Consider the following 23085-nt stretch of genomic DNA (forward strand, 5'->3'; position numbering starts at 1 on the left):
CGGTTCCGCGCCCCCTGGCCCCCGGGACACGAAACCGCGCCGGTGTCAGCCGGCGTTGATGTCGTGCGGGTAGGCAGCGGTCCGGTTCTGGAATTCGAGAATGGCCGGATTCACGATCACGCCGTCCCGGATCTCGATGGCGCGGGCTATCGTCTCATTTTCCTTCCAGGCGGCGGGCCCGTCCAGCACCACATCCAGGAAGGGCAGGAGTGCTTCGCTGATTTCCCAGCTGGCGGAGTTCCACAGGTATGAGGGGCTGTGGTCGACCGCGTAGTAGTTGATGTTCCGGCCAACGGTGAACATCGGGTCGGCGAAGGTGGTGGGCTTGGCCCACTCGAATCCCATGCCCTCGTCGCAGGAAACATCGATGATCAGGCTGCCCGGGGCGAATGCGTCGAGGTCCTGGGAGCTCAGGTACATCAACGGCGCGTTGGGGTCCTGCAGGGTGCAGTTCACCACGATGTCGCTTTCGGCCAGGAACGGTGCCAGCGGCAAGCGTCCCTCGTCCGTGATGACCTCGCTCAGGTGCGGTCCGCCGTCGTGGTCGAACTGGACCATTTGGACGGCGTGGATGGGCGAAGCGACGGCCGCGACGGAGCGTCCGGTCAGGACACGCACGTCGTGGATCCCGTGGGCGCGCAGGGCGGTGACAGCTCCACGGGCGGTTGCGCCGAAGCCGATCACGGTGGCCGAGAGCCTGCGCCCGTAGTCACCCGTGTTGCCGCAAAGCTGCAGGGCGTGGATGACCGATGAGTAGCCCGCCAACTCGTTGTTCTTGTGGAACACATGCAGCCCGAAGCTGCCGTCCGTGCCCCAGTGGTTCATGGCCTCGAAGGCGATGATGTTGAGTTTCTTGTCAATGGCCAGCTGCGTCAGCGCAGTGTCCTGGACACAGTGCGGCCAGCCCCACAGTGTCTGGCCCTCGTGCATCTGCACCAGATCCGAGGCCTGGGGCTTGGGCAAGAGAACGATGTCGCTGCCGGCCATGATTTCTTCGCGAGTGGCAAAATTTCCCACGAACGGCGCGAGGTCTTCATCGTCCATTCCGCAGGCCACGCCGTAGCCGGATTCGACCGTGATGCGGTCTCGGAAGCGCTCGTCAATACGTTCAAAGTGAGACGGGTGGATCGGCAAACGTTGCTCGTCCACCTTGCTGGAAGTGGCTATGACACCCAGTGAAAGTTCGTTCGTAAAGCCCATTCTTCGTGTTCTCTTCCTGTGTGGAGCATGCCAAAATGACCTGCCCCATGAGGCTCACGGTACACGGGTCGGCATCCCCGGCGTCCGAAAAGTCCTGGCATTGGTCCCCGAGGTCCCCGGGCCGGTGCTCGTTGTCGGGGTGGGATTGGGCGTTCATCCCGTGTCCGACGTGGCCCCGGGTGGCCTGCCGGGAGACAAGTATTCCTGGTCAAGGGCGTCGCCATGTGACGCGCGGGGACGCGAGCGGGTGGCACTCGGCCCTTGGCCGGTCCGGCTGCCGATACGGCGGGACCGGTCGCGCTTGGCGGCGTGATGCACGAGGACCCCCGGATGGTCGAAATTCGATACCGGAGGTCCTCGGGTGGTTCATCGGTGCCCTTTGGTCACCACGTTCGCTTCGACGGCGTCCCGGTTGCGGCCCGGGGCGCCGTCCACGGTGGCGGCTAGTTTTCCGAAGACGTCGTCGGCTGGACGGGCTTGGACGGATCGGCGGCGTGATCCGGCTTGCCCTTTTGACCCGCGTGATCCGGCTTGCCCTTTTGGCCCGCGTGATCCGGCTTGCCCGGCTTGGGTTCGACGGTCTCGCCTGCGCGGAAAACGATGTTGAGCTTCGGTGCCATGGTCGGCTCGCCGTCTGCCGATTCCGCGCTGCGCAGGCCCGTGCCGGAAAGCAGGAACGACAGGGCGTTGCCTGCAGCCCAGTCCTCGCGGTCCACGATTTCCTGCACGATGTTGGAGAGATCAACGGTGCGCTGGTCCGCGCCCGCTTCGTGCTCGATGAGCCATGGTGCAATATCGGCCCATGTCGCGCGCGCCGTGGTCAGTTCACGGCCGGCCAGTTCGAAGTCGGTGTCGCCGAAAGCTGCCGATGAACCTGCCGCCTCGCCAGCGATGCTGATGTTGAACGGATCGGTGTTCTTGTCTTCTTCATCCGTGGTGAACTGCACGCGGGCGGACAGGATCTCAGCGCCGGCGGGAATCTGAAGTCCGGCGTAGCGCAGGCCGATGATCTGCGATTCCTTTTCGTCAACGATTTCCAAGTCGGAGGAACCGTGGTCCATCTTCCCGGAGGCGGAGTACTGTTCGACGTCGTCACGTGCGTCATCGATAGTGGCGGCAATTTCCGTGGCGCCGTCAAGGGTGTAGGTGACCATGAGCTTCGGAGCTTCCTCGCCCGTGCCGCCTTCATAGGCCTCGGCGGTCCGGGTTCCGGTTCCGGTCAATTTGAAGGCCATGGCAGCCCCGCTGGCCCAATCCTCGCGGTCAACGACGGACTGCACCAGACCGGTGACGTCCGGGGTGCGCTGGGCCTCGCCGGCCTCGCCCGCTGTCGTCCAGCTGGGAATGCCACTCCATGCGACAGTGTCGTCAAGGAATTCGCGGTTGGAGACGTTGTAGGCGTCCTCCGTGTATCGTGCCGCGTGCCCGGTGTTCTCCTGGGAGATCGCGACATCGAAGGGATCGGCATTTTTGTTCGGCTCGTCGGTGGTGAACTGCAGGTAGGCACCGGTGACGGTGGCACCCGCGGGGATCGCGACCTGGTCGAAGCGGATGCCGATGTTTTGGGTCTCGGGATCCTCGCTGCCGGGAGATTCCTGGGTGATTTCCAGGTCCGAGGAATCAAGGTAGATCCTGCCGTTGGCGACGTACTCTTCGACGTCGTCGTTGGCGGAGAGCACCCGAGCCTCCACGGAGACCTCACCGGTGTCGGGGTTGACCACGTTTTCAATGGGCTTGTCAACGTATCCGGGGCCCTCGAACACGGTCTGCGCCGGGTGGTCCGGTACCGGGTTCGGGACGGCGTCTTCCGCGGCGCGGGTGAGTGTGACGTCGTCCAGGACGGTGCCGTCGACCTGGCGGGTGGTGACGCGGAGCGAATCACCGTCGGCCTGAAGATGCGAGTAGGACGTCTTCCGGTTCTGGCTCTCCACCGCGTTGAACGTGAAGTCGATGTCCTCCTGGATCGAGTAGTACTTCGATCCCGTGGAGGAGTTCATCGTCAGGTAAAGCACTTCGCCGTCCTGCTTGGCCAGTTCGGCCGGGGCATCGAGGTTGCCGACGGCGTGGCCCTGGTTGAGCAGGTGCGAGCGGGTGTACACGTGGTCGTGCCCGGAGAGGACCAAGTCGAAGTTCAGTTCCGACATCAGCTGGGGCATCCATTCTCGCCGCTTCTCAATATCGCCGTCGGTGGCGTGCGATGCCGTGGAGTAGAGCCCGTGGTGCCAGGTGGCTACCTTCCAGTCCACGCCGGTACCGTGCTGTTCGACGATGTCGCGTACCCACGCAGTGTGTGCCGCGGGGTCCTGCTCGTTGGAGTTCAGGGAGACGAAGAGAACGTCATTCTGGATGTACCAGTAGTTGCCCAGGCCGGCGTCCCAGCCGGAGAGATCGTGTTCGTTGGGCATGTTGAAGTGCTCGGCGTATGAAACGGAGCCGTCGTCGTGGTTGCCGATGTTGGTGGCCAGGGAGTGCTGGCGCAGCTGGCTCGGCGACAGGTAGTCGTCGTACTGGGAATCCGAGTCGTGGTCGTCCACCTGGTCGCCGACCGAGAGCAAAAAGTCTGGGTCGGGAACGGACTGGAGCGACGCGTCGAGAGTTTCCTGCCACGCACCGACGTCGCTGGGAACCCCGCCGCCGGAGCCGATCTGCGTGTCGCCATAGACAAGCACGTCCAGCTTCTCGTCCGACTGGATGCTGAACTCCTGCAGATCCGACCAGCCCAGTGCGTCGGATCCCACCTGCCAAACGTAGGTGGCCCCCGGCGTCAGGCCCGTGGCTGCGGCATGCTGCCAGGACAGGCCGGGCTGCTCATTCGATGTGCCGGACGCTGTGGGCTCCAGGATACGAGTGGTGTCCGCCTCGGCTCCCTTGACTGCCAGTTTAAGCTGCTGGGCGCCGGCGGCATCCGAGTACCAGGCGAAGTTGCGGTCGAGATCGGTGGCACCGACGTTGAGCACCATGTGGGAATACGAGGCCGTAACCGTTCCCTCAATCGGGGCGGCTGCTGCCGAGGTACCGCCCAGGAGCAAGGACAGGCCAAGTGCACCCACCGAGAGCGGGGCGAGGATTCGTCTGTTGTTCATTGGTTCAGGATTCTTTCCGCTGGAAATGTCCGTCTGGCGGCGCCACGTCATGGGCCTGCCGGGCGGCAAAACGATAGGTGGAAGGCTGAGGCAGATGCAGGTTGCCCCGCAGCAACCATAGGAACGTCGAACGGACGGTTGACCACCGGAAACTAAACTCGGAATGAATTCTTGCCTCTGCGGAACAGCCAGGGACCGCGCCAAAAACCACTACGGGATCCACTGGAACATGGGCGCACCCCGGCCCACGCCGGCTGCCCTGCTTGGATGCGCCACGGCCTGAACCGATGGTCTTCCGCAACCAACCCATGGTCGGGTTCAAGCGTGCGGCAACCTGCGCCCGCGTCAACAGCAAAGGACCCAACGGCCGAAGCCGGCGAGGGGGCTGCAGCAACCATCGGCCCGGTGTCCCCCGCCCGAAGGCCTGGGCATGCGGGCGCGCATCCGGCGGTTCGCCTGGTTCCAACACCGGGCTGCGATCCGGGCACTCAGGTTCGGCCCGTGTTACCTGCGCTCCCCCGTGGATTATCGGACTGCCCGCTCGGAGTGACCTCGATTGGCATGCCGTTGCGCAGCAGCCATGCGGTGTAGAGTTCGCGGCGCCGGTGCAGGATCCTGCTGGCGATGAACATCAGCGGGGCCATCGCGGCAATCATGATGGCGAATGCCGTTGGATAGAGCACGAATTCGGGACTGGCGGCAATCCCCGCAAGCAGCGACCCCGTGATGAAAATGCCCACCGCCATGCTGTAGTACGCGATGCCCGTCCTGCGATTGCTGCCCACCGATTGGTACATGTTGCGCCCGTACCACCGCCTGTACCGCACCTTTCCGGGGCGTTCTCTTTTCAGCTTCAAGAAGCCGTGGACAAAGCACGCCAGCGCGAAGCCCAGGGCGACAAGCACCGGCACGATCCACATTTCGTAGTCGAACCCCATGGCCCAACTCATCACCAGCACCGGGGCAAGAAAGTACACAAAGAGCGGACCGAAAAGCATCCAGGCCCAGGCACGGGCCCGGGTCCCGGCATAGGCAGCGGCTTCCCGTTCGAATTCGGTGGGCTCGCTGTCGAAGACCTGCGGACCGGGCGCGACTTCGCGAACCACCCGCCGGTCGGGTTGCGGCGAGGCCCCGTTCTTGGCCAGGTGCGCGGCGTAGACCTTGTCGCGCTCCATGCGCAGTTTGCGGGCGTGGAGCAGGCCATGGATCGCCAAGGCGATGGCCACCCACATCCCCACCAGGATGCTCGATACCCGGGCGATGTCGTGGTCACCGGCCATGAAGGCGGCAATCACGGTGAAGACCGCACCGGCCACCGCAATCCCGATGGCGGCAGCCTTGTCTCCCCGGATCGACTGGTCTGCCACGGTAAAGGCCACCGATGGCTTGGCCGGGCGCAGTGCCGCCAATCCGGCGACAGCCCCGGAAATGAGCAGGACCACGATGCCCAGACCGGTCAGCACGGCTGTTCCCCACGGATCCACGTCGGTGAGCCGACGCACCAGCAAAGCGGCTGCCGAAGCCAGGAAGAGCCCCGCGCCGTAAAGCATGAAGTGGAAGATCCGGATGCGCCGTTCCACGAATCCGAGTGCCATGTGCTGGAATTCGTTGGCATCGGGGATCCGGGGATCCTCGATCGTGGGGTCGTACCTGCGGGGCAGGGGCATGTAATGAATCTTTCCCTGGGTCTGGGGATGAGGCGGCGGCCCTTGCAGTGCCTGGTCCACCGATACATGCTACACGCGGTTTACCCATCGATTCGCGTTTTTCTGCCGGCACAAGCGCATGTTCCCAGGGATCCTCGGGAGGACGAACGTGCCTATGCTGGGGATCCCATCGTGGATTCGGGCAAGGAGACGTCGTGGAACAACAGACACTGGGTGCAGCGCTCGAGGCGGAGCACCGCGAAATCGATGGCGGGATCGAGGCGTATCTGGCCGCGACCGGAACCGCGCAGGATCAGTCCGAGACACTGATGCGCTCCCTGGCCGGACTTCGCCGCCACATCTACCTGGAGGAAGAGTTCCTCTTCCCGCCGATGAAGAGGCGCGGGTTGATGGGGCCGATCTTCGCCATGGAACGCGAACACGGCCAGCTGTGGAACACCATGGCCGAAATCGACAGCTTGATCGAACACGAAGACGCCCCCGGCACCCGCACCGCTTGCGCCGAGTTGCTCGGGCTTCTAGACAAGCACAACGCCATGGAGGAAAAGGTCATTTACGCCCAGGCCGATGAGCTGTTGGACGAAACCGCGTCCTCGGCCTTGGGCGATTTCCTAGGTTCCGGGGCCTTTCCCGAAGACTGGTCGCCGCGCTCGGCCCGCGGCTGACCCGCCGGTGGAGCCGCACCCCGAGCCAGCTCGGATAGGCTCGGTGGCATGGGACAACACGGAAAAACAGCCATCGGCACCGCATGGATCGTTGCCGGGGCAGGAATCCTCTGGCTGTTCAGCGGCGCGCTGAACGGATGGATGCTCGCCCACCAGGTCCGCCTGCCTGCCCAGTTCACCCGGATGCTTTTTCCCGAGACGATCGCCATGCGAACCTGGCAATCGGCCCAGCCGTGGCCGATCCTGCTTTCCCTGTTTTCCGTCCTGGCATTGATGGCCTTTACGCTCCTGCTGCTGCGGTGAGCCGGCATGCGTGCGGGCAAGCAAGCCGGAGATCAACCCATCGGATTCCTTGCCGCGTGGATGTCCATCGTGCTTGCCGGTTTCGCCGCGGCCGCTTTTGCCTCCCTCGGCTACGTCATTGCCTCCTGGCCGCCGGCACGGTTGGCGTGGTTGCTGGACGGTGTCCAGCCCGCGTTGCTTGCAGCCGGCTACTGGGGAATCATCTGGGGTTGGCTGCCCGCGCTGGCGGGAACCCTGGCCATGAGATCCCCCAAGCAGCTCCCCGGCCCGAAGGCCGCGCGGCGGCAGCCCGATGCCATGCCGTTGTTGGTGTCCGGACTGCTCGCGGTGATACTTGTCGTCACGATCCCCGCCGCCCACAACGACACCGCGGAAACCCAAACCCCGCTGGCCGCGCCCCCGCCGCCCGACGCGCCCTCGCCAACCCCGTACGGCTGGCCGGATCGGTCGGACGCCTTCCAACCGGCCGGGGAAAACTGGTGTCCGGGCGAAGGCGTGTCCATCTCATGGCATGAACCGGAAGGGGCCACGGGACACCGAGGGATGGGCTTCGACCTGACGAATACCGGGACCGGTCCTTGCGTCGTGGAGTCCTACCCAGACATCGCCTTCAACAACGCCGAAGGGTGGGCCATCGACGTGCTATTGGTCCATGGCGGTTCGTTCATGACCGATGATGCCGGGGTCTCGGCCATCACCCTGTTGCCCGGTCAAAGCGCGCGGGCCTTCCTGGGCTGGAACGCCATGGCGGCAGCGGGCGACGTGCGCACCGGGACCATGCTGGTCGCACCCTACGCAGGGACTTTGCGCCATAGTTCGCCGGTGGACCTGGACATCATCGACGGCGGTGCCGTGTCGGTCACCGCTTGGGAACTCGTCACGGATCCAGCCGGCACTAAGGACAACACCCGCCAAAACCCCTAGGGTTCCGGCGGGTGCCGATGTGTGGAGCATAGCGGAATCGAACCGCTGACCTCTTCGATGCGAACGAAGCGCTCTACCAACTGAGCTAATGCCCCGTGTCATGGCTTGGAGCCGCAACATTTTCAGCCTAAACCCGTGGCGACCCGCATGCAAAATCGATTCTCTCCAGGCGCCTATTCCTCGTCGCCGTCGGCGGCCCCCGCCTCGATGGATTCGCGCGCCACGGTGTACTGGCGCTGGATGTAGGCTTCAAGTTCGCTGCGCTCCACCCGCCAGACTCCGCGACCGCCGATCTTGATGGCCGGCAGGTCCCCGCTGCGTACCAATGATCGCACCTGCGGCAGGTTTACATTCAACTCGTCGGCGACATCTTCTAGACGCATGAACCTCATGTATTGAAGGCTACCCGTTTCCGGGTTCACCGAGGCGGTCCAGGTCGCTTCTGTGGATAACGGATGCTGGTTTCACTGGGCTCGGGACCTCCCGGGGGCAAAAAACTAGAGTGGTCCGCGGTGACTCCAAGTTTTGGAATCTTTGCGGACCACTCTGACGTTTCGACCAGGGGCCTTGTGGGCCGGCCTGTAGCGCGGCCTGGATCCAGTCCCGCTGCAAGGGTCTGCTCCCCGTAGCTTGTGACCTTGGTTGAGCTTCTAACAACCACTAAAGCAACAACCGGGCATACCGTGCAACACAGTTGGGTATCACTGATCATTTTGACTAACATGGAGTGGTAGCTACCGAACAACTTGGTCAGTCTGACCGAACCTAGGCGAAGGAGCCGGAATGACGCCGGAATCGTACCAACTGGATGATACGGACAGGCGCATTCTCTTGGCCTTGGACGAGGATCCCCGCGTTCCCACCATGATGCTGGCGCAGCGCCTGGGGCTGGCTCGAGGAACCGTCCAGACACGCATGGAGCGCCTGGCCAGTTCCGGCGCCTTGCGCCCGAATTCGAGCCGCGTGAAGCCCGCCTCGGTTGGACGCGGCGTATCGGCCGTCGTCAGCGCCGAGCTGGACCAGTCGCACCTGGATGAGGCCATCGCGGCGTTGAGCCTCATTCCCGAGGTCCTGGAATGCGTGGCCCCGGCCGGGGACACCGACCTGCTGATCCGGGCAGTTGCCACCGATCCGGATGACCTCTATCGGGTCAGCGAGGAAATCCGGCTGTGCCCGGGGATAACCCGGACCTCCACCTCGATGATCCTGCGCGACGTGATCCCCTACCGCACCACCGCGCTGCTCGACCACCTGAGCTGACCGGCCGAAACATGCCCGGCAAGGGTTCCATTGACCTTGCCCTTGATGCCCTAGTCTTTTTCCGGGCGGTGTTTTGCCGTCCGCACCATATTTGGTTGAGGAGCATCATGGGCACTTCGGGACTTACGAACATCGACGTTGCAGGCATCACCACCGGGGCCAGCCCGTTTCCGAGCGCCACCCGCGCCGGAGACCTGGTTTTCGTTTCCGGCATGGTCGCCAAGGACGAAAACAAGGTCTTGGTCGGAGCCGGAGACATCTACGCGCAAACGGTCCAGACGCTCAAAAACCTGCACACCGTGCTGGCCGCCCATGGTCTCGGTCTGGACGCGGTCGCCACCGCCACGGTCTACATCAACGACGCGGCCATGGCCGGGGAATACAACCGTGCCTGGGTCGACACCTTCGGCAGCCACCGTTCCTCGCGTGCCACCATCGTTGCGCCGCTGCTCGCTCCCGAGCTGTTGGTCGAGGTTCAGGCCACCGCCTGGGCGGGCAACTAGGCACCCGCAGAACATGAACCTGCAGGGAAGCGAAGGACCGACCCCAACCACTGGTTGGAACCGGTCCGTCGTGTCCCCGGCGCACTCGGGGAAACGCGGTACCCGAGGGCACAAGCGTCACGACCCCACCGATCCCGGCCCCGGCGGCCCGGCTCGGCCCATGCCGCGCGGGGAGCCTACTTCTCCACAGCCAGGCGCCCGATGATCAGGCGCATGATCTCGTTGCTGCCTTCAAGGATCTGGTGCACTCGCAGGTCACGGACGATCTTCTCGATCCCGTATTCGGACAAGTAACCATATCCGCCGTGCAGTTGCAGGGCAGTGTTTGCGGCGTTGAAGCCGGCGTCGGTGGCCACCAGCTTGGCCATCGCGCACAGCCGGACGGTGTCCTTGGTGCCGCGTTCCAAGGCGTCCGCGGCGCGCCAGATCATGGTCCGGGCGATTTCGAGTTCGGTTTCCATATCAGCGATCGCAAAGAGCAGCGCCTGCTGCCCGATCAGCGGTGCCCCGAAGGCCTCGCGCTCCTTCAGGTAGGCGATGGACTTGTCCAGCGCCGCCTGGCCGCCACCGACCGAGCACGCCCCGATGTTCACCCGGCCCCCGTTCAGGCCCTTCATGGCGATACCGAAGCCGGTGCCCTCCTCGCCCAGCCGGTTGCCCACGGGAACCCGGACGTCTTCCATGACCACCTGGCGGGTGGGCTGCGCGTTCCAGCCCATCTTCGCCTCCAACGCGCCGAAGGACAGCCCCGCGGATTCGCCCGGGACGATGAACGCGGTGATCCCGGCACCGCCGGTGTCGGCGGTGCGGGCCATCACCAGGTACATGCCCGAGGCCCCCGCTCCGGAGATGAACTGCTTGGTCCCGTTGAGCACGTAGTGTTCGCCGTCGAGCACGGCCCGGGTGCTCAGCGCCGCGGCGTCGGAGCCCGCCCCGGGTTCGGTCAGGCAGTAGCTGCCCAGCATCTCCATGGTGCACAGCTGCGGAACCCAGGCCGCACGCTGCTCGTCGTTGCCGAAGCGGTCGATCATCCACGCGACCATGTTGTGGATGGAGATGTAGGCGGCGATCGTCGGGTCGGACTTGGACAGCTCCTCGAAGATCAGTGCGGCATCCAGCCGGCTCATGCCCGATCCCCCGAAGTCCTCGCGGACATAGATCCCGCCCATCCCCAGTTCCCCGGCCTGTGCCAGCACATCGACGGGGAAATGGTGGTCCCGGTCCCAGGCCGCGGCATGCGGTGCGATGTTCTCGGCGGCGAAGTCGGCCACCATCTCGACAATGGCCTTTTGGTCTTCGGTGAGTTCAAACATTCTCGGCTCCTGGGTCGTCGATGGCGGGCGGGCGGATGGTCGGAAGTGTTGCCTGGCTATTTCCCGACCTTGCCGGTCAGCGAGGCCAGGGGACGCAGGAAGACCGGTTGGGCCAGGAACCAGACGCCCACGATCACCACGATGGACACCGCGAAGATGATGAGTCCGGTCCAGGAAGTGGAGTCGTTGGCTGCATACATGTGGTTCAGGTTGCGCAGCACGCCGGTGGCCAGCACCAGGGCCACGTGCACCACGGTGAAGGCCACGAAGTAGATCATGACCGGGAAGTGCAGGGCGCGGGCCAGTTCCATCGGGTATGCCTTGTTCAGTGCGGCGGCCTTCTTGGGCCAGGCACCGGACATGCGCAGCCCGGTGGCGATCGCCAGCGGGGCGGCGATGAAGACGGTCACGAAGTAGGTCAGCACCTGCAGGGCGTTGTAGTTGACCCAGCCGGTTTCGGTCGGCCAGTCCAGGGACAGGTACTGCAGCCCGGCGGACAAGGCGTTGGGGAAGATGTCCCAGCTGGTGGGCACGATCCTCACCCACTGCCCGGAAATAAAGAGCACGATGATGAAGATGAGGCCGTTAAGCACCCACAGGGCATCGAGGGTCAGGTGGAACCAGAGGTCCAGGCTGATCCGCGCCGGGGCGCCCTTGGTGCGGATCAGGCCCTTGTTGTTGCGCACCCAGTGGGCGGCGGGCCGGGTATTGGTGCGCACCTGCCAGCCGGTGCGCACGATCAGCACCAGGAAGAACACGTTCAGGAAGTGCTGCCAGCCCAGCCAGGCGGGGAACCCGACCGGGGCGCCGTCGGGCAGCGCCGAGTGCCCGGTGTAGGTGTCCATCCAGGTCTTGACCGATTCGAGGCTGACCAGCCAACGGGCCACGAAGACGGCGATAACCAGCAGGACGACCAGGGACCCGGCGATGATGCCGGCTCGTGCCCATTTGTTGGTGGCCTGCTTTTTGGGGGTGGACCGGGCCGTCATTTATGGTGCCTCGCGTTCGTGGTTGGGATCGTCATCGGGGTGCGTCCCGGGTGCTAGGTCCGGGACTTGAGCAGCTCAATCACCTGCGGAACCAGCGTAAAGACATCTCCGACGATCCCCAAGTCGGCGATGTCAAAGATCGGGGCGTCCTCGTCCTTGTTGATCGCCACGATGGTCTTGGCCGTCTGCATCCCGGCGCGGTGCTGGATGGCCCCGGAGATGCCCAGTGCCACGTAGAGCTGCGGGGAGACGGATACGCCGGTCTGCCCGACCTGCGAGGTCTGGGCGATGTAGCCGGCGTCGACCGCGGCCCGGGAGGCGCCCACGGCGCCGCCAAGTGCGTCGGCTAGCTGTTCGACCAGCACGAAGTTTTCCGCCGAGCCCAGGCCGCGCCCGCCGGAGACCACGGTGGCGGCCCCGCGCAGTTCGGGCCGCGCGGAGTCTTCCGGGGCATCGGCAAATGCGGTCACGGTGGCGCTGCGGGTGGCAGGCGGCTCCAGGACCACCGCGTTGAGCGTTCCGGCGGCCGGGGCCGCGGACTCGTCGATGGCCCCGGAGCGCAACGTGATGATGGGCAGGGCGCCGGAGACCTGGGCGTGGACGGTGTATCCGCCGCCGAAGACCGAGTGCTCGGTGACGATGCCGGCATCCGTGGGTGCTGCGTCCACGACGTCGGCCAGCAGGCCGCCGCCGGTGCGCACGGCCAGGCGTGCGGCGGCCTCGCGCCCGTCGACGGAGGCTGCCACGAGCACCGCGGCCGGTGCGTGGGCGGCCACGGCGTCGGCAAGGGCGTCGACCAGCGGGGTGATGAGTGTGCCGTTGGCCCCGGGAACCTGGACCGCGTGGATCACGGCGGCGCCGAGGTCGGCCAGCTGCGCCGCGGTGGCCGGGTCCAAGGCGGTCTCGGAGGCGGTGACGGCCACGGGGGTGCCGAGCCGGGCGGCGACGGCCAGCATGCCGCGGGCCGAGGCGGCCAGGTGTCCGGTGTGGGTCAGTTCAACCAGTGCCAGGATGTTTGCCATGGAATGGTCCTTCGCTAGATCAGGCGCCGGGAGGCGAGGAAGTCGACGAGTTCGGCGGCGGCGTTCCCGTCGTCGGTGATCTTGGCCCCCGCGGTTCGGGCCGGGCGCTGGGCGACATCAAGCACGGTGCTGGCCGCATTGGTCTCCCCGCCGAGATCGGTGGCGGACAGGGTTTCCACGGGCTTGCGCTTGGCGCCCAGGATGCCCTTGAAGTTGGGGAAGCGGGCCTCGTCGAAGCGTTCGGTCACGGTGATGATGGCCGGGTAGCTCGCGACGACCTCCTGGGTGCCGGATTCGTTCTGCCGACGGCCGCTGACCGAGTCGCTGCCGATGTCCGCTGAAACCAGGGAGCCGAGCATGGGCAGGGAAAGGTGCTCGGCGACCATGGCCGGGAGCATTCCGGCGCGCCCGTCGGTGGACTCGTTGCCGGCGATGACCAGGTCCGCACCGGTGTCGCGCAGGGTGGCGGCCAGCATCCTGGCGGTGAGCACCAGGTCGGCCCCGGCCAGGGCGTCGTCCAGCACGTGGATCCCGGAGTCGGCGCCCATCGACAGGGCCTTGCGGATGGACTTGGCGGTGTCGGCCGGCCCCATGGACACGACCACCACCTCGGTGGTCTTGTCCTGGTCCTTGACCGTCAGGGCCAGTTCCAGGGCGCGCTCGGTGATCTCGTCGATCACCGGGTCGCTTGCCTCCCGGTCCACCCGTCCGCTGCCCGGATCCAGGATCCGTTCCTCGGCGGTGTCCGGAACCTGCTTGATCAAAACCGCGATCTTCATCCGTATTCCCTTCCCGGGTGCCGTGTCGTTCACTCATTCGCGACTCTACTGGGAAGGGCCAAAATTTACTAGGTCTTCCTACTAAATTGCGATGACGGCGGCTTCCGCCACGGAACATGCATTCGAGCAGCAGCGTGCGGATATCTTGGCCCGCGGGCGACATGCGTTCCCAGCGATCCGAGACGGAACACGGAACCACCGCGGTGCCACGGGCTTGGCACGAACCCAAGGAAATACGGATTAGGTCGGCAGCCACGAAGGATCTTCCGTTTGCTCTGGTCCTCTGCACCCATATTCGACCATTTACGGAGACTGGCCTGTTCCGACGTAAAGTCGTTTGGAGATGAAAGCCTTGTCCCACCGTCGGCGGCCCGCTCCACAGCGTGTTGGAGCACCTCCGGAGCATCCCCGGAGATTGGATCGATGCCCCCCCACGATGACCGCCAAGCACCGCGCGCCATCCAGGCCGAAGCAGAAAAGCCGCCTGTCGAAGGCCCGGAAAAAGAGCTTCATGAACTCGGTTCCGCTGCTAGTTTCCAAAGCCGCGTTGCTGGCCGGCCCGGTGTGGGGCGGCAGCACGCTGGTGATCTCCATCGCCGGAAAACAAGAGCTGACACAGTCGGGAGTCCATGCATCGGCCACTGTCAGCAAGCACTACAAGAAAACCGCGCCAAGCAGCAGAACCAAGAGTGTGTACTCCCTGATTGACTACACCTTCACGCCTGGTCACCTGGCGGAAGAACACGCCACCGGCGTGGAATTGCCTTCGGATCTGTGGAACACGGTAGAAGCCGGCTCAACAAGAGCGGTGACGTACAACCCCACAAGCCCCTCCACCAACCAGCCGACGATGATATTCAATCGCCTATCGCCGACCGCGGCCTCGTCGATCCGGCTGTTGGTGAGCGTGCTCCTGCTGGTGCTCTTCACTTGGTTGTCGTATTCGTGGCTCATGGCGGACATGTCACGACAGCCAAAACCCAAGGCCATCGACCCGGGAACCCACGTAACCGTAACGGGACCCGCGCAGAGCCACGGGCAAAGCGGAATGTATCGAAGGCACGGGAGACATGGGCCCAGATCGGCATGCTGGCGCTTTTGGCGCTCATCGCCGTGGCGATACTGGCAGGGTTCATGGGCGGGCTTGGGGTCGGTATGGAATTCGTCGGCCCACTCGTCGTGGATTTGCTGCAGTGAGACGCACCGGGTTCCAAGCAATGGCCATCACTTCCGCGGACGGCGCGATCCGACGGGCGGGGATTCATTGGCGTTCGCGTCAAGGTTGGCAATGTCGGACGCGAACCCATTAACCTGGTTTTCCGTACCGGGCTTCCGCCCCTGCTAGGTGCGTGGGTCAGTAGTCGATTTTGACCCATTTTGTATGTAGGTAACCTACAGCAGATACATCAATTTTGAACTAAATAGTGGGTTCTCGCTGTAGGATTCCACAGCCATTTTTCACTACCGACCCACACGCCTAGGGGGAGAACAAGGCATGCCACGGCGGAAAGCTGATCCCAGAAAAGTGACGTCGCCCTTCTTTTCGTCTTCATCCAGGGGCAATGGGCCGGGAGAAGAGAACTAGCGTTCACCCTAGGTTTCTTCGAAAAAGTCTAAAAGGACTATTGACTGGGGCAATAGTTCTAAGTAGTTTGAGGACAGAAGTTCCACGGAGTCTGCTCGGGCACTTATCTTCATTACTCTGCAGACATCACTTATTGCAAATTGCAACTAGGAGCACCCTTGTCTAAGTCAACTGAACGTCCTCCGGTCTCGCAGGGCAAACTCAAACCCAACACGATTGGCCTTGTCGGCGTGGTCTTTATGGTGGTGGCGTTTTCTGCGCCAGTAACCGCAATGTCTGGAAACGTACCGGTCGCGGTGGGAGTCGGGAACGGAACAGGCGCGCCAGCGGGCTTCCTCGTTGCCACCATCGTGCTCACCATCTTTAGCTTCGGTTTTACAGCCCTTGCGAAGCACATCACCTCCGCCGGAGCCTTCTACACCTTTGTTTCGCGAGGGCTCGGCAAGCCATTCGGCCTTAGCGCCGGCTTTCTGAGCATGCTGAGCTACATGGTAATGGAAGCAGGCCTCGTGGGGATTTTCTCTGCGTTTAGCCAGCAGACGTTCAAGAATCAGTTGGGCATCGACCTTCCCTGGATTGTCTATGCAGTCAGCGTGGTTGCCATCATGAGTCTGCTTTCATATAGAGACATTAGTCTCGCATCAAAAATTCTTGCAGTGGTGCTCATCGGCGAGATCGCATTGCTGTCTGCAATGGCGTTCTCGGTGCTCTTTCACGGAGGCGGACCGAACGGCCTCATGCCTGAGTCGCTGAACCCGATCAACGCGTTCAGCACAAACGGATTGGTCGGTGGTTCTGTCGGCGTGGGCTTGCTCTTCGCATTCTGGTCCTGGGTCGGGTTCGAATCCACCGCTATTTACGGCGAAGAATCCCGTGACCCAAAGCGCGTGATCCCGGCAGCCACTCTTATTGCTGTTGTCGGCATTGGTCTCTTCTACGCGTTCATTTCGTGGGCCATGGTGGCCGGCAACGGTGCAACCGGGGCGGTCGAACGTGCCACCGGGGCCAACCCATTCGATCTGCTCTACTATCCGATGAAGACCTACTTAGGCTCTTGGAGTGTGTTTGCCATGGAATGGTTCATGATCCTTGGTTCATTCGCATGCGCACTAGCAATCCACAATTCTGCAACCCGTTATCTCTACGCCATCGGGCGAGACGGAATCCTTCCTCGTGCGCTCGGGAAGCCTCACCCGGTCCACCAGTCTCCCCACATCGCGTCGATGGTGCAGAGCTGCTTTGCAGCAGTTCTCCTGATTGTTAGCTTCTTTGCTGGTGTCGACCCTTACGGTGAGCTGTTCGTGCTGGTCGCCTTCTTCGCAACAATTTCTTTCCTCACAGCCCAGATTCTGACCAGCATGGCCGCAATCAGCTACTTCCATGTTCGGGGAAACCACCCCGAGACGGCCAGTTGGTGGCGTACCTTCCTCTCGCCCATCGTCGGCGGTGGCGGGATGGCGGTTGTCATCTGGCTGCTTCTCACCAACTACGATGTCGCTGCAGGGCCAGCTGCGACGACAATGGTGGGACGGTTGGTGCCGTGGGCAGTCGTGACCGTCTTCACCTTGGGCATCTTGCTAGCGCTCTACTGGCGGCAGGCAAAGCCGGCAACGTACGCCCGAATCGGATCGACTGTCTATGAGGTTCACTTGGAAGAGCCATTGTCAGTGACCCCTGCGGGAGCCATTGACAACAGAATGGAATACGAAGAACGATGAATAAATTGCATGAGGACAGGCGAGTAGTCGTTACCGGGGCGACACGAGGCATTGGTCAAGCTATCGCGCGACGATTTGCATCGGAAGGCGCATGCGTTGCAGTAGTGGGCCGCGACAAGCACGCCGGTGAGGAAACCTGTCACACTATTGAAGAAAGCGGAGGGAGGGCGTTCTTTGTCCAAGGCGACCTCCTGGATCTCGAACTCATTCCCCAGTTTCTGTCTCAGGCGCGGTCCCATCTCTTCGGAGATATTGACCTGTTGTGCCATGCAGCGGGAATATATCCGGAGCAACCGCTCCGCGAAATGACTCGTGATGCGTGGGACCAGGTCATGAACCTCAATCTCACAGCTGCGATGTTGTTAATGCGGGAAACGATCCCTGACCTAACCAGATCGGAGTACGGCCGATTTATCATGATCAGTTCGATCACAGGTCCTCGCACAGGCATTTCCAATCTGACACATTACGCGGCATCAAAAGGGGGCTTGGAAGCACTCGTTCGCTCGGCAGCCGTGGAACTGGCTCAGGCAGGCATCACAGTGAACTCGGTCGCCCCCGGAACTATCCTGACCGAGAATCTTAAGCTCCTCTATTCGGAGGAAGACGCACTTCAGGATGTTGTCTCGCGAATCCCCGTCGGTCGAATAGGGCTTCCAGAAGATATTGCCGCTACGGTGAGTTTCCTTGGATCTCGCGATGCCTCATTCATAACCGGACAAAGCATAGTTGTCGACGGCGGCCAAACGCTTCCCGAAGTTCAGCGATGACTGGATCCGTTTTGTTTCCCGGCTCGGGAGTTCAGGGCCCGAACTCCGGAACTACAACATTCATTGGGTTTCTGGGCAGGCGTACACGGACCGGAAGCTGGGACGAACTTTCGAATGGGACATTCCGGGAGGCAACGCGTGCAGCCCAGGAACTTCGATGGCACGACGCAGCGGATCTCGTGGATGTAAGCCTGCTCGAAGCCCAGGAACTGCGGGAAATTTATGAGGATTGGCCGCAGGCGATCATCAGTTGGGTCCGCGGCCAAGGGGCACTCGAATCCGATATCGAACGCGAGCAAGGCCGACTTCACCAGGTACTTGGAGAGCGCGCCATGCGGGGGATTGAGGCTGCATGGCCGAATTACGAAAACTCAGTCCGGCGTGTACTTGCTGCCTGTAAGAACGCCGACGCCGAAACGACGATTCTCATTGAAGAAGCACGAGCCACCTGGCTCGCAATGCACGATGACGCGGTCGATCGAGTCGCTGGTCTGATTGATATCGCCGTGAGGCTTCTTGGAGAGGAAAACCTCGTTCTGCTGTGGGACTATCTCCTGTCCGACTGGTATGAAATACATGCCCGTCGATACAGCCTTGAGCATCAGCCGTGGGAAACCTCAGCCCACCAACTCATGATCAGCATCGTTGACGGTTTTCATGCCCATTTGGCCGGAGTCGATCGTCAGGGAGACATAGAAGTGATCTATGAGGACGACCGCATAGGTTTTCGCTTTGCTCCGTGCGGTTCTGGAGGACGGGCCGTGGACGCCACCATAACGAGCGGCCAACCTCGTTCTGGGCACCCCTTTGATTTTGCTGTGACCACAGAGCCACACGACTGGGCTTGGAACCAGACAGGCGTTTGTTCATACTGTGTGCACTGCTGTCTGCTCAACGAAGTGATGCCCATCGATCGGCTAGGGTATCCGACCAGGGTAATCGATCCCCCCGTTTGGAACAACGGCGATGGTCCCACGGCCTGTACCTGGTGGGTCTATCGACATCCCTCTCTTATCCCAGATGAAATTTACACACGTGTCGGAAGAACGGCTGACAGTCGGCCAAGTCGCCCAACGAGTACTTCTTGAAGGAACGGGAATGACCTATTCAACGCCAAGGGTGCCACTGACCCGACTCGAAATTCCGGATTACGCCCTCGGGATACGCGGGAAAATGCTGAGGTCTGAAAAGACGCGACCGGATTCCCTGTCGAACTTCAGCTCAATCTTGTATGGGCTTTCGCTGCCGGACAGCGTCACGGACAATGCGTTTAGCAACGCAACGAATGGATACCCAGATTCATCACTTCGTATTGATGAAGAAACGCGTGTAACCCTTCCCTGGCGTGATGAAACCGAAGCCGTCATCGCGGACCTAGTGACGAACGATGGCGAACCATTCGGCGCCTCGCCGCGTGGAGCACTGCAGCGAGTCGTTGAACGGTACCTAAAACGTGGACTCACCCCAGTCCTCGGCTATGAGTTTGAATTCTGGATATTTCATGACGAGGATCGTGGAAGGCGAGACGGCGAGACTGAGGGACTTGGTCGAGTCAAAAACGCATACAGCTTGAGCAGAATCGCTGGCGCCGCCGATCTCATCGAAGAGTTTGTGGCGCGTATGCAACACATCGGCATTGAAGTAGAGACATTCCACTCAGAACTTGGCCCAGGTCTCTTTGAATTCACTCTGTCACCGCAACCAGCACTTCGAGCGGCAGATAATGCTGCCCGAGCGAAACAGTACATGCGTGAACTCTGTGCAGAACGAGGACTTGCCGCATCGTTCATGGCGAAGCCCTTTGGTGGCGAGTCCGGTGCCGGAGGTCATATCCATTCAAGTCTTATGGCCGGTGGTCGGAATATCTTTGCGGAAGAGCCTGGCAGGCTGTCCGAAACCGCACGACAATATCTAGCCGGGTTGCTTGCGACAATGTCTGACTTCACGGCCCTTTTCGCGCCATATGTCAACTCCTACAAACGATTTGCCCCGGATATGTATGTGGCCAACCGCCCCAGCTGGGGAAACGATGACCGAAGCGTTGCCTGCCGGACACTGACATCAAACGTGAGTGCTGCCAGGGTGGAACATCGCATTTCTGGCGCCGACACCAGCCCGTATTTCTCTGCTCTTGGGGTGCTAGCTGGCGGTATACACGGAATCGAAAATAGTTTGGACCTTGACGAAACCGCCAAAACCGGAGCGCCACTACCAACGGAACTTTCCGAGGCCACCGAAAAGTTCGCGAATTCCCCGATCGCGAAGGAACTCCTGGGCGAAATTTTTGTTGGTGCAGTGCACCAGCTCCAGCGCACGGAAATCCGAGAGTATGAGCAATGGCTCCGTACTAACATCACGAGCTGGGAGCGTTCACGGCATCTGGAACACCACTAATTGATGCAATTCAAGAACCTCGTGTTCGGAAAGCGGACCTTGAGCAAATCGGAGCGGCTCGGCCAGAGTACACCTGCCGTGGTCAACTGAGGGGTGACCTCCAGGCCCGCGACGAACGCCTAAGTTTGTAGAATTACGACGGCAATCGAGTAGGTGGGAGGGTTTGCCTCCCACCTCTCACACCACCGTACGTGCGGACCTCGCATACGGCGGTTCGCTAGGTCGTTTGAAACCTGTCCCAACTCTGGCGAAACAACACCAAGCCTTGATCCGCCCAATAAGCATTGGGCAGCGCCCGAGTAAGAATCGGAGATCCCGCAACACGCCAGTACGCACGACTTGCCATGCCCCATTGATACGCCAAATCATGGCGTATCCCGAGCCTGCGCAAGTTCGCGACCCGCGTATGCGTTCTTTTCCATTCCTTCCACCGGATCTGCCGCATCCGACGCCTAAACCACTTATCCAGCTCGGAGAACTTCTTCGGTGTCTCAGACAGCCGAAAATAGCCCATCCAACCCCGCACATAGCGATTCAATTGTTCGATGCGGTACCCCATGGACACGCTCCACTTCCGCGAGGTCAGGGCACGGATCTTCTCCTTCATGCGCGTGAACGCCTTTGGGGCGATCCTGATCTTGACCCCGCCCTTGGCGAAGTAGAACCCGAAACCCAGCAAGGTAGCTTTGTTCGCTGGGTTGATCGTGGACTTTTCTTGGTTCACCCGAAGCGACAGGCGCCGCTCAAGGACTCTCGTCGCTTGGTCGAGCACCCGGACCGCGGCCCTCTTTGATTTCAGGAACAACCGGATATCGTCGGCGTACCGCACGAAGCGATGCCCCCGACCCCAGAACTCCTGGTCAAAATCGTCAAGCATGACGTTCGAAAGCAACGGCGACAAGGGAGAACCCTGAGGGGTTCCCTCCGTCGTGTCCCGTCGAATACCGTTGGCCATGATCCCCGCCTCGAGATAGCGGCGGACCAATTTCAAGACCCGTTTGTCTTTCACTTTCCGCGCAACCCTGGCCATCAGCATGTCGTGGTTCACCCGATCAAAGAACGCATCTAGGTCAACCTCAACCACCCATCGATACCCCTGGGAGATCACCGTTTGGGCGACCTTCACGGCATCGTGGGCGCTTTTGCCCGGCCGGAATCCGTAGGAGACCGGCACGAACCCCGACTCAAAGACCGGGGCCAGGACCTGCGCGAGAGCTTGCTGGATCAATCGATCCAGCACGGACGGCACCCCCAGCATCCGTTGGCCGCCGTCAGGTTTCGGAATCATCACCTGACGCACCGGCAACGGAGCATACGTGCCAACGTCCAACGCCTCCCGAGTCGCCACCCAGTGCTCCCGAAGCCAGCCGCGGAGATCCCCCGTGCCCAACCCGTCAACACCGGCAGCGCCCTTGTTGCGCTCAACGCGTTTCAACGCGGCCAGCAGGTTCCCTTGGGAAAAGACACTTTCCCATAGATCCTGCTCACCCCTGACGTTGTCCCCGATACCCGCCGGAATCCCACTACTACGCACAGACAGGGGCCCTCCCGGATTCACCGGTACCTCCAACAAGCCATCTGCTCCGCTCTCCACGGATTTACTACGATGCCAATGAGTCACGAGAAATATCGCTTCCAATCATCAATTCCCAGCGTTCGGCCCTTCCCCACCACCTACAAGATCCCGGTGGGTACTATGGCGTCTGCTGACTTCTGCCCCATCAGCCACGACCCTTAAGGCCGAGCCGCTCCACCCCGACTGCTGGTGACGCACTGGAGCAGATCTCCCCAGATAAGAACATTTACTTTCCCCCTGCCGCCGCCGCATTTACACGCTGGCCGTTTTGGTGGGACGGGCTTCACCGTCGTTTGCCGGCTTACCCCAACCGGCATGCCTTCTATGCGGTTCGTGTTCCTCGGTGCAGGGTTTTGCCTCCGGCTTCCTTCCCACCCCACCTCGCGGTGACGCAGTTGCCATTGGCTAGAAGTTAAACCACCTTCTCCTTCAGAGGACTTTCACCTCCAAGCAAATGCCCATGCTGGGCGTACAAAAACGGCAGGATCCCCGGTTGGGAATTCTGCCGTTTTTGGGTTCAGGGCGTCTGGCTACTTTCTGTGGACTTCGGCATGCTGTCCCATGAGGCTCATGACCCGTTACCGGCGGGCGGTGGGCATGATGAGCAACTTGAGGGTCTTCCGGCCGCCCTGGATCCGGATGGTGCTGCGGGGCCGGATTCACCCATGGGTGGGGAGTTCCCAGCTGGCGACTGGGTCTTTGGGGGGACGGGACAGTTTTCATCGGTGAAGCTCAGCTGTGCCCGGGCGGTGCACAGGCACCATGCGAGGTGGGCGGCGAGCATACAGAAAGAATACAGGGGAGCCGGCGCGGTCCTCGCTGTAGTGACTGATTGAATATTGGCTCGTATGGGAGCCAGCAATATTGCGCGTGGGGACCACCGCGGGAAAGCGCAAATTTTCTCCATGGGAGCCACCAAGGGCATTGCCGGGAGCCACTTGGCCGGCGGGGTGGTGGGCGACGCCGCGACGTGAGCAGGTCCGGTCTGGACCGGTCGCCTCTGCAGGCTGCCGGGCACCGCCAACCACGGGAAGTACACGGCGGACTCCATCCTGGCGGCGATAGCGGAGCTGCTGTCCGGCGAGGACCCTGCAGCGAAGCCCCTCCGTAGACGACGCGCGCCCAGGGAACGTCGTTGCGGCCCGGCACACTGCATGTCCTGCACGAGCAGTCCGCAGGTGGGCCGGCACCGGCGTCCACGCCGAGGTGGACACTGACCGGGACGTCCACCACCCATCCGGATCCGGGCCGAACGTACACATGACGCGAGAAGATCGGCGCCGTTCAGGAACGGATAGGCCCGCGGGAGGCCGGTGGCTCCCACCCGGGGAGGT

General features: G+C 62.2%; 19 protein-coding genes and 1 tRNA gene. 10 read left to right on the plus strand and 10 right to left on the minus strand.

Going from position 1 to position 23085, the window contains the following annotated elements; all coding sequences use genetic code 11:
* Positions 1 to 45: 45 nt before the first annotated feature.
* The 3 genes from BLJ79_RS06875 to BLJ79_RS06885 all read right to left on the minus strand — a co-directional run bounded on the left by BLJ79_RS06875 (position 46) and on the right by BLJ79_RS06885 (position 5950).
* Positions 46 to 1200: a N(5)-(carboxyethyl)ornithine synthase gene (locus tag BLJ79_RS06875; protein WP_071213986.1), complete on the minus strand. Its 1155-nt coding sequence runs from the start codon at positions 1198 to 1200 to the stop codon at positions 46 to 48.
* Positions 1201 to 1643: 443 nt separating this feature from the next.
* Positions 1644 to 4283: a metallophosphoesterase gene (locus BLJ79_RS06880; protein WP_071213987.1), complete on the minus strand. Its 2640-nt coding sequence runs from the start codon at positions 4281 to 4283 to the stop codon at positions 1644 to 1646.
* Between the two features lie 488 nt (positions 4284 to 4771).
* Positions 4772 to 5950 carry a hypothetical protein gene (locus BLJ79_RS06885; protein ID WP_071213988.1) on the minus strand — a complete coding sequence of 393 codons (1179 nt, stop codon included), beginning with the start codon at positions 5948 to 5950 and terminating at the stop codon, positions 4772 to 4774.
* A 194-nt stretch (positions 5951 to 6144) separates the two neighbouring features.
* Between BLJ79_RS06885 and BLJ79_RS23310 the strand changes: the two genes are divergently transcribed.
* The 3 genes from BLJ79_RS23310 (at position 6145) to BLJ79_RS06900 (ending at position 7842) form a co-directional block, all read left to right on the plus strand.
* Complete coding sequence (locus BLJ79_RS23310) at positions 6145 to 6615, plus strand: hemerythrin domain-containing protein (RefSeq protein ID WP_071213989.1); 471 nt, start codon at positions 6145 to 6147, stop codon at positions 6613 to 6615.
* Positions 6616 to 6663: 48 nt separating this feature from the next.
* On the plus strand, positions 6664 to 6918 hold the full coding sequence (locus BLJ79_RS06895) for a hypothetical protein (protein ID WP_071213990.1): 255 nt from the start codon (positions 6664 to 6666) through the stop codon (positions 6916 to 6918).
* A gap of 69 nt (positions 6919 to 6987) precedes the next feature.
* Positions 6988 to 7842: a DUF4232 domain-containing protein gene (locus BLJ79_RS06900; protein WP_175475411.1), complete on the plus strand. Its 855-nt coding sequence runs from the start codon at positions 6988 to 6990 to the stop codon at positions 7840 to 7842.
* 22 nt (positions 7843 to 7864) lie between these two features.
* Here the strand turns inward: BLJ79_RS06900 and BLJ79_RS06905 are convergent.
* Positions 7865 to 7937, minus strand: a tRNA-Ala gene (locus BLJ79_RS06905).
* Positions 7938 to 8015: 78 nt separating this feature from the next.
* On the minus strand, positions 8016 to 8225 hold the full coding sequence (locus BLJ79_RS06910; protein ID WP_175475412.1) for a helix-turn-helix domain-containing protein: 210 nt from the start codon (positions 8223 to 8225) through the stop codon (positions 8016 to 8018).
* 400 nt (positions 8226 to 8625) lie between these two features.
* Between BLJ79_RS06910 and BLJ79_RS06915 the strand changes: the two genes are divergently transcribed.
* Together BLJ79_RS06915 and BLJ79_RS06920 are read left to right on the plus strand one after the other, a co-directional pair.
* On the plus strand, positions 8626 to 9102 hold the full coding sequence (locus BLJ79_RS06915) for an Lrp/AsnC family transcriptional regulator (RefSeq protein ID WP_071213993.1): 477 nt from the start codon (positions 8626 to 8628) through the stop codon (positions 9100 to 9102).
* A 107-nt stretch (positions 9103 to 9209) separates the two neighbouring features.
* Positions 9210 to 9605, plus strand: a complete 396-nt coding sequence (locus BLJ79_RS06920; protein ID WP_071213994.1) for a RidA family protein — start codon at positions 9210 to 9212, stop codon at positions 9603 to 9605.
* A gap of 176 nt (positions 9606 to 9781) precedes the next feature.
* On the opposite strand, the gene BLJ79_RS06925 is transcribed toward BLJ79_RS06920, so the two are convergent.
* From BLJ79_RS06925 to BLJ79_RS06940, 4 genes are read right to left on the minus strand one after another with little or no spacing between them, the layout of a single operon-like run.
* A complete protein-coding gene (locus BLJ79_RS06925) occupies positions 9782 to 10918 on the minus strand; it encodes an acyl-CoA dehydrogenase family protein (RefSeq protein WP_071213995.1) in 1137 nt (378 codons plus the stop codon).
* A gap of 56 nt (positions 10919 to 10974) precedes the next feature.
* A complete protein-coding gene (locus BLJ79_RS06930; protein ID WP_071213996.1) occupies positions 10975 to 11907 on the minus strand; it encodes a cytochrome b/b6 domain-containing protein in 933 nt (310 codons plus the stop codon).
* Between the two features lie 53 nt (positions 11908 to 11960).
* Complete coding sequence (locus BLJ79_RS06935; RefSeq protein ID WP_071213997.1) at positions 11961 to 12929, minus strand: electron transfer flavoprotein subunit alpha/FixB family protein; 969 nt, start codon at positions 12927 to 12929, stop codon at positions 11961 to 11963.
* 14 nt (positions 12930 to 12943) lie between these two features.
* Complete coding sequence (locus tag BLJ79_RS06940; protein ID WP_071213998.1) at positions 12944 to 13708, minus strand: electron transfer flavoprotein subunit beta/FixA family protein; 765 nt, start codon at positions 13706 to 13708, stop codon at positions 12944 to 12946.
* Positions 13709 to 14144: 436 nt separating this feature from the next.
* On the opposite strand from BLJ79_RS06940, the gene BLJ79_RS22810 reads away from it, so the two are divergent.
* From BLJ79_RS22810 to BLJ79_RS06965, 5 genes are all read left to right on the plus strand, one after another.
* Positions 14145 to 15053 carry a hypothetical protein gene (locus BLJ79_RS22810; protein WP_139194763.1) on the plus strand — a complete coding sequence of 303 codons (909 nt, stop codon included), beginning with the start codon at positions 14145 to 14147 and terminating at the stop codon, positions 15051 to 15053.
* Between the two features lie 398 nt (positions 15054 to 15451).
* Complete coding sequence (locus BLJ79_RS06950) at positions 15452 to 17011, plus strand: APC family permease (protein ID WP_217641823.1); 1560 nt, start codon at positions 15452 to 15454, stop codon at positions 17009 to 17011.
* Positions 17008 to 17781, plus strand: coding sequence for an SDR family NAD(P)-dependent oxidoreductase (locus tag BLJ79_RS06955; protein WP_071214001.1), 774 nt, complete (start codon positions 17008 to 17010; stop codon positions 17779 to 17781). The genes BLJ79_RS06950 and BLJ79_RS06955 overlap by 4 nt, the downstream gene beginning before the upstream one ends.
* A gap of 179 nt (positions 17782 to 17960) precedes the next feature.
* The gene (locus BLJ79_RS22300; protein WP_217641825.1) at positions 17961 to 18869 is read left to right on the plus strand and encodes a hypothetical protein; all 909 of its coding nucleotides are present in this window, start codon (positions 17961 to 17963) and stop codon (positions 18867 to 18869) included.
* Between the two features lie 10 nt (positions 18870 to 18879).
* A complete protein-coding gene (locus BLJ79_RS06965; protein WP_071214003.1) occupies positions 18880 to 20175 on the plus strand; it encodes a glutamine synthetase family protein in 1296 nt (431 codons plus the stop codon).
* A gap of 217 nt (positions 20176 to 20392) precedes the next feature.
* Here BLJ79_RS06965 and ltrA read toward each other — a convergent pair whose 3' ends face one another.
* Positions 20393 to 21814 (minus strand): group II intron reverse transcriptase/maturase, encoded by a 1422-nt coding sequence (gene ltrA, locus BLJ79_RS06970; protein ID WP_286135298.1) that lies wholly within the window; start codon positions 21812 to 21814, stop codon positions 20393 to 20395.
* Positions 21815 to 23085: the final 1271 nt, after the last annotated feature.

The sequence above is a fragment of the Arthrobacter sp. UCD-GKA genome (genome assembly GCF_001863355.1).
Lineage (GTDB): Bacteria > Actinomycetota > Actinomycetes > Actinomycetales > Micrococcaceae > Paeniglutamicibacter.

What these genes read in the sequence shown, in the direction of transcription:
- BLJ79_RS06875 (WP_071213986.1), bottom strand. Translation starts at nt 1,200, where the DNA reads ATGGGCTTTACGAACGAACTTTCACTGGGTGTCATAGCCACTTCCAGC.
- BLJ79_RS06880 (WP_071213987.1), bottom strand. Translation starts at nt 4,283, where the DNA reads ATGAACAACAGACGAATCCTCGCCCCGCTCTCGGTGGGTGCACTTGGC.
- BLJ79_RS06885 (WP_071213988.1), bottom strand. Translation starts at nt 5,950, where the DNA reads ATGCCCCTGCCCCGCAGGTACGACCCCACGATCGAGGATCCCCGGATC.
- BLJ79_RS06895 (WP_071213990.1), top strand. Translation starts at nt 6,664, where the DNA reads ATGGGACAACACGGAAAAACAGCCATCGGCACCGCATGGATCGTTGCC.
- BLJ79_RS06910 (WP_175475412.1), bottom strand. Translation starts at nt 8,225, where the DNA reads ATGCGTCTAGAAGATGTCGCCGACGAGTTGAATGTAAACCTGCCGCAG.
- BLJ79_RS06915 (WP_071213993.1), top strand. Translation starts at nt 8,626, where the DNA reads ATGACGCCGGAATCGTACCAACTGGATGATACGGACAGGCGCATTCTC.
- BLJ79_RS06920 (WP_071213994.1), top strand. Translation starts at nt 9,210, where the DNA reads ATGGGCACTTCGGGACTTACGAACATCGACGTTGCAGGCATCACCACC.
- BLJ79_RS06925 (WP_071213995.1), bottom strand. Translation starts at nt 10,918, where the DNA reads ATGTTTGAACTCACCGAAGACCAAAAGGCCATTGTCGAGATGGTGGCC.
- BLJ79_RS06930 (WP_071213996.1), bottom strand. Translation starts at nt 11,907, where the DNA reads ATGACGGCCCGGTCCACCCCCAAAAAGCAGGCCACCAACAAATGGGCA.
- BLJ79_RS06935 (WP_071213997.1), bottom strand. Translation starts at nt 12,929, where the DNA reads ATGGCAAACATCCTGGCACTGGTTGAACTGACCCACACCGGACACCTG.
- BLJ79_RS06940 (WP_071213998.1), bottom strand. Translation starts at nt 13,708, where the DNA reads ATGAAGATCGCGGTTTTGATCAAGCAGGTTCCGGACACCGCCGAGGAA.
- BLJ79_RS22810 (WP_139194763.1), top strand. Translation starts at nt 14,145, where the DNA reads ATGACCGCCAAGCACCGCGCGCCATCCAGGCCGAAGCAGAAAAGCCGC.
- BLJ79_RS06955 (WP_071214001.1), top strand. Translation starts at nt 17,008, where the DNA reads ATGAATAAATTGCATGAGGACAGGCGAGTAGTCGTTACCGGGGCGACA.
- BLJ79_RS06965 (WP_071214003.1), top strand. Translation starts at nt 18,880, where the DNA reads ATGACCTATTCAACGCCAAGGGTGCCACTGACCCGACTCGAAATTCCG.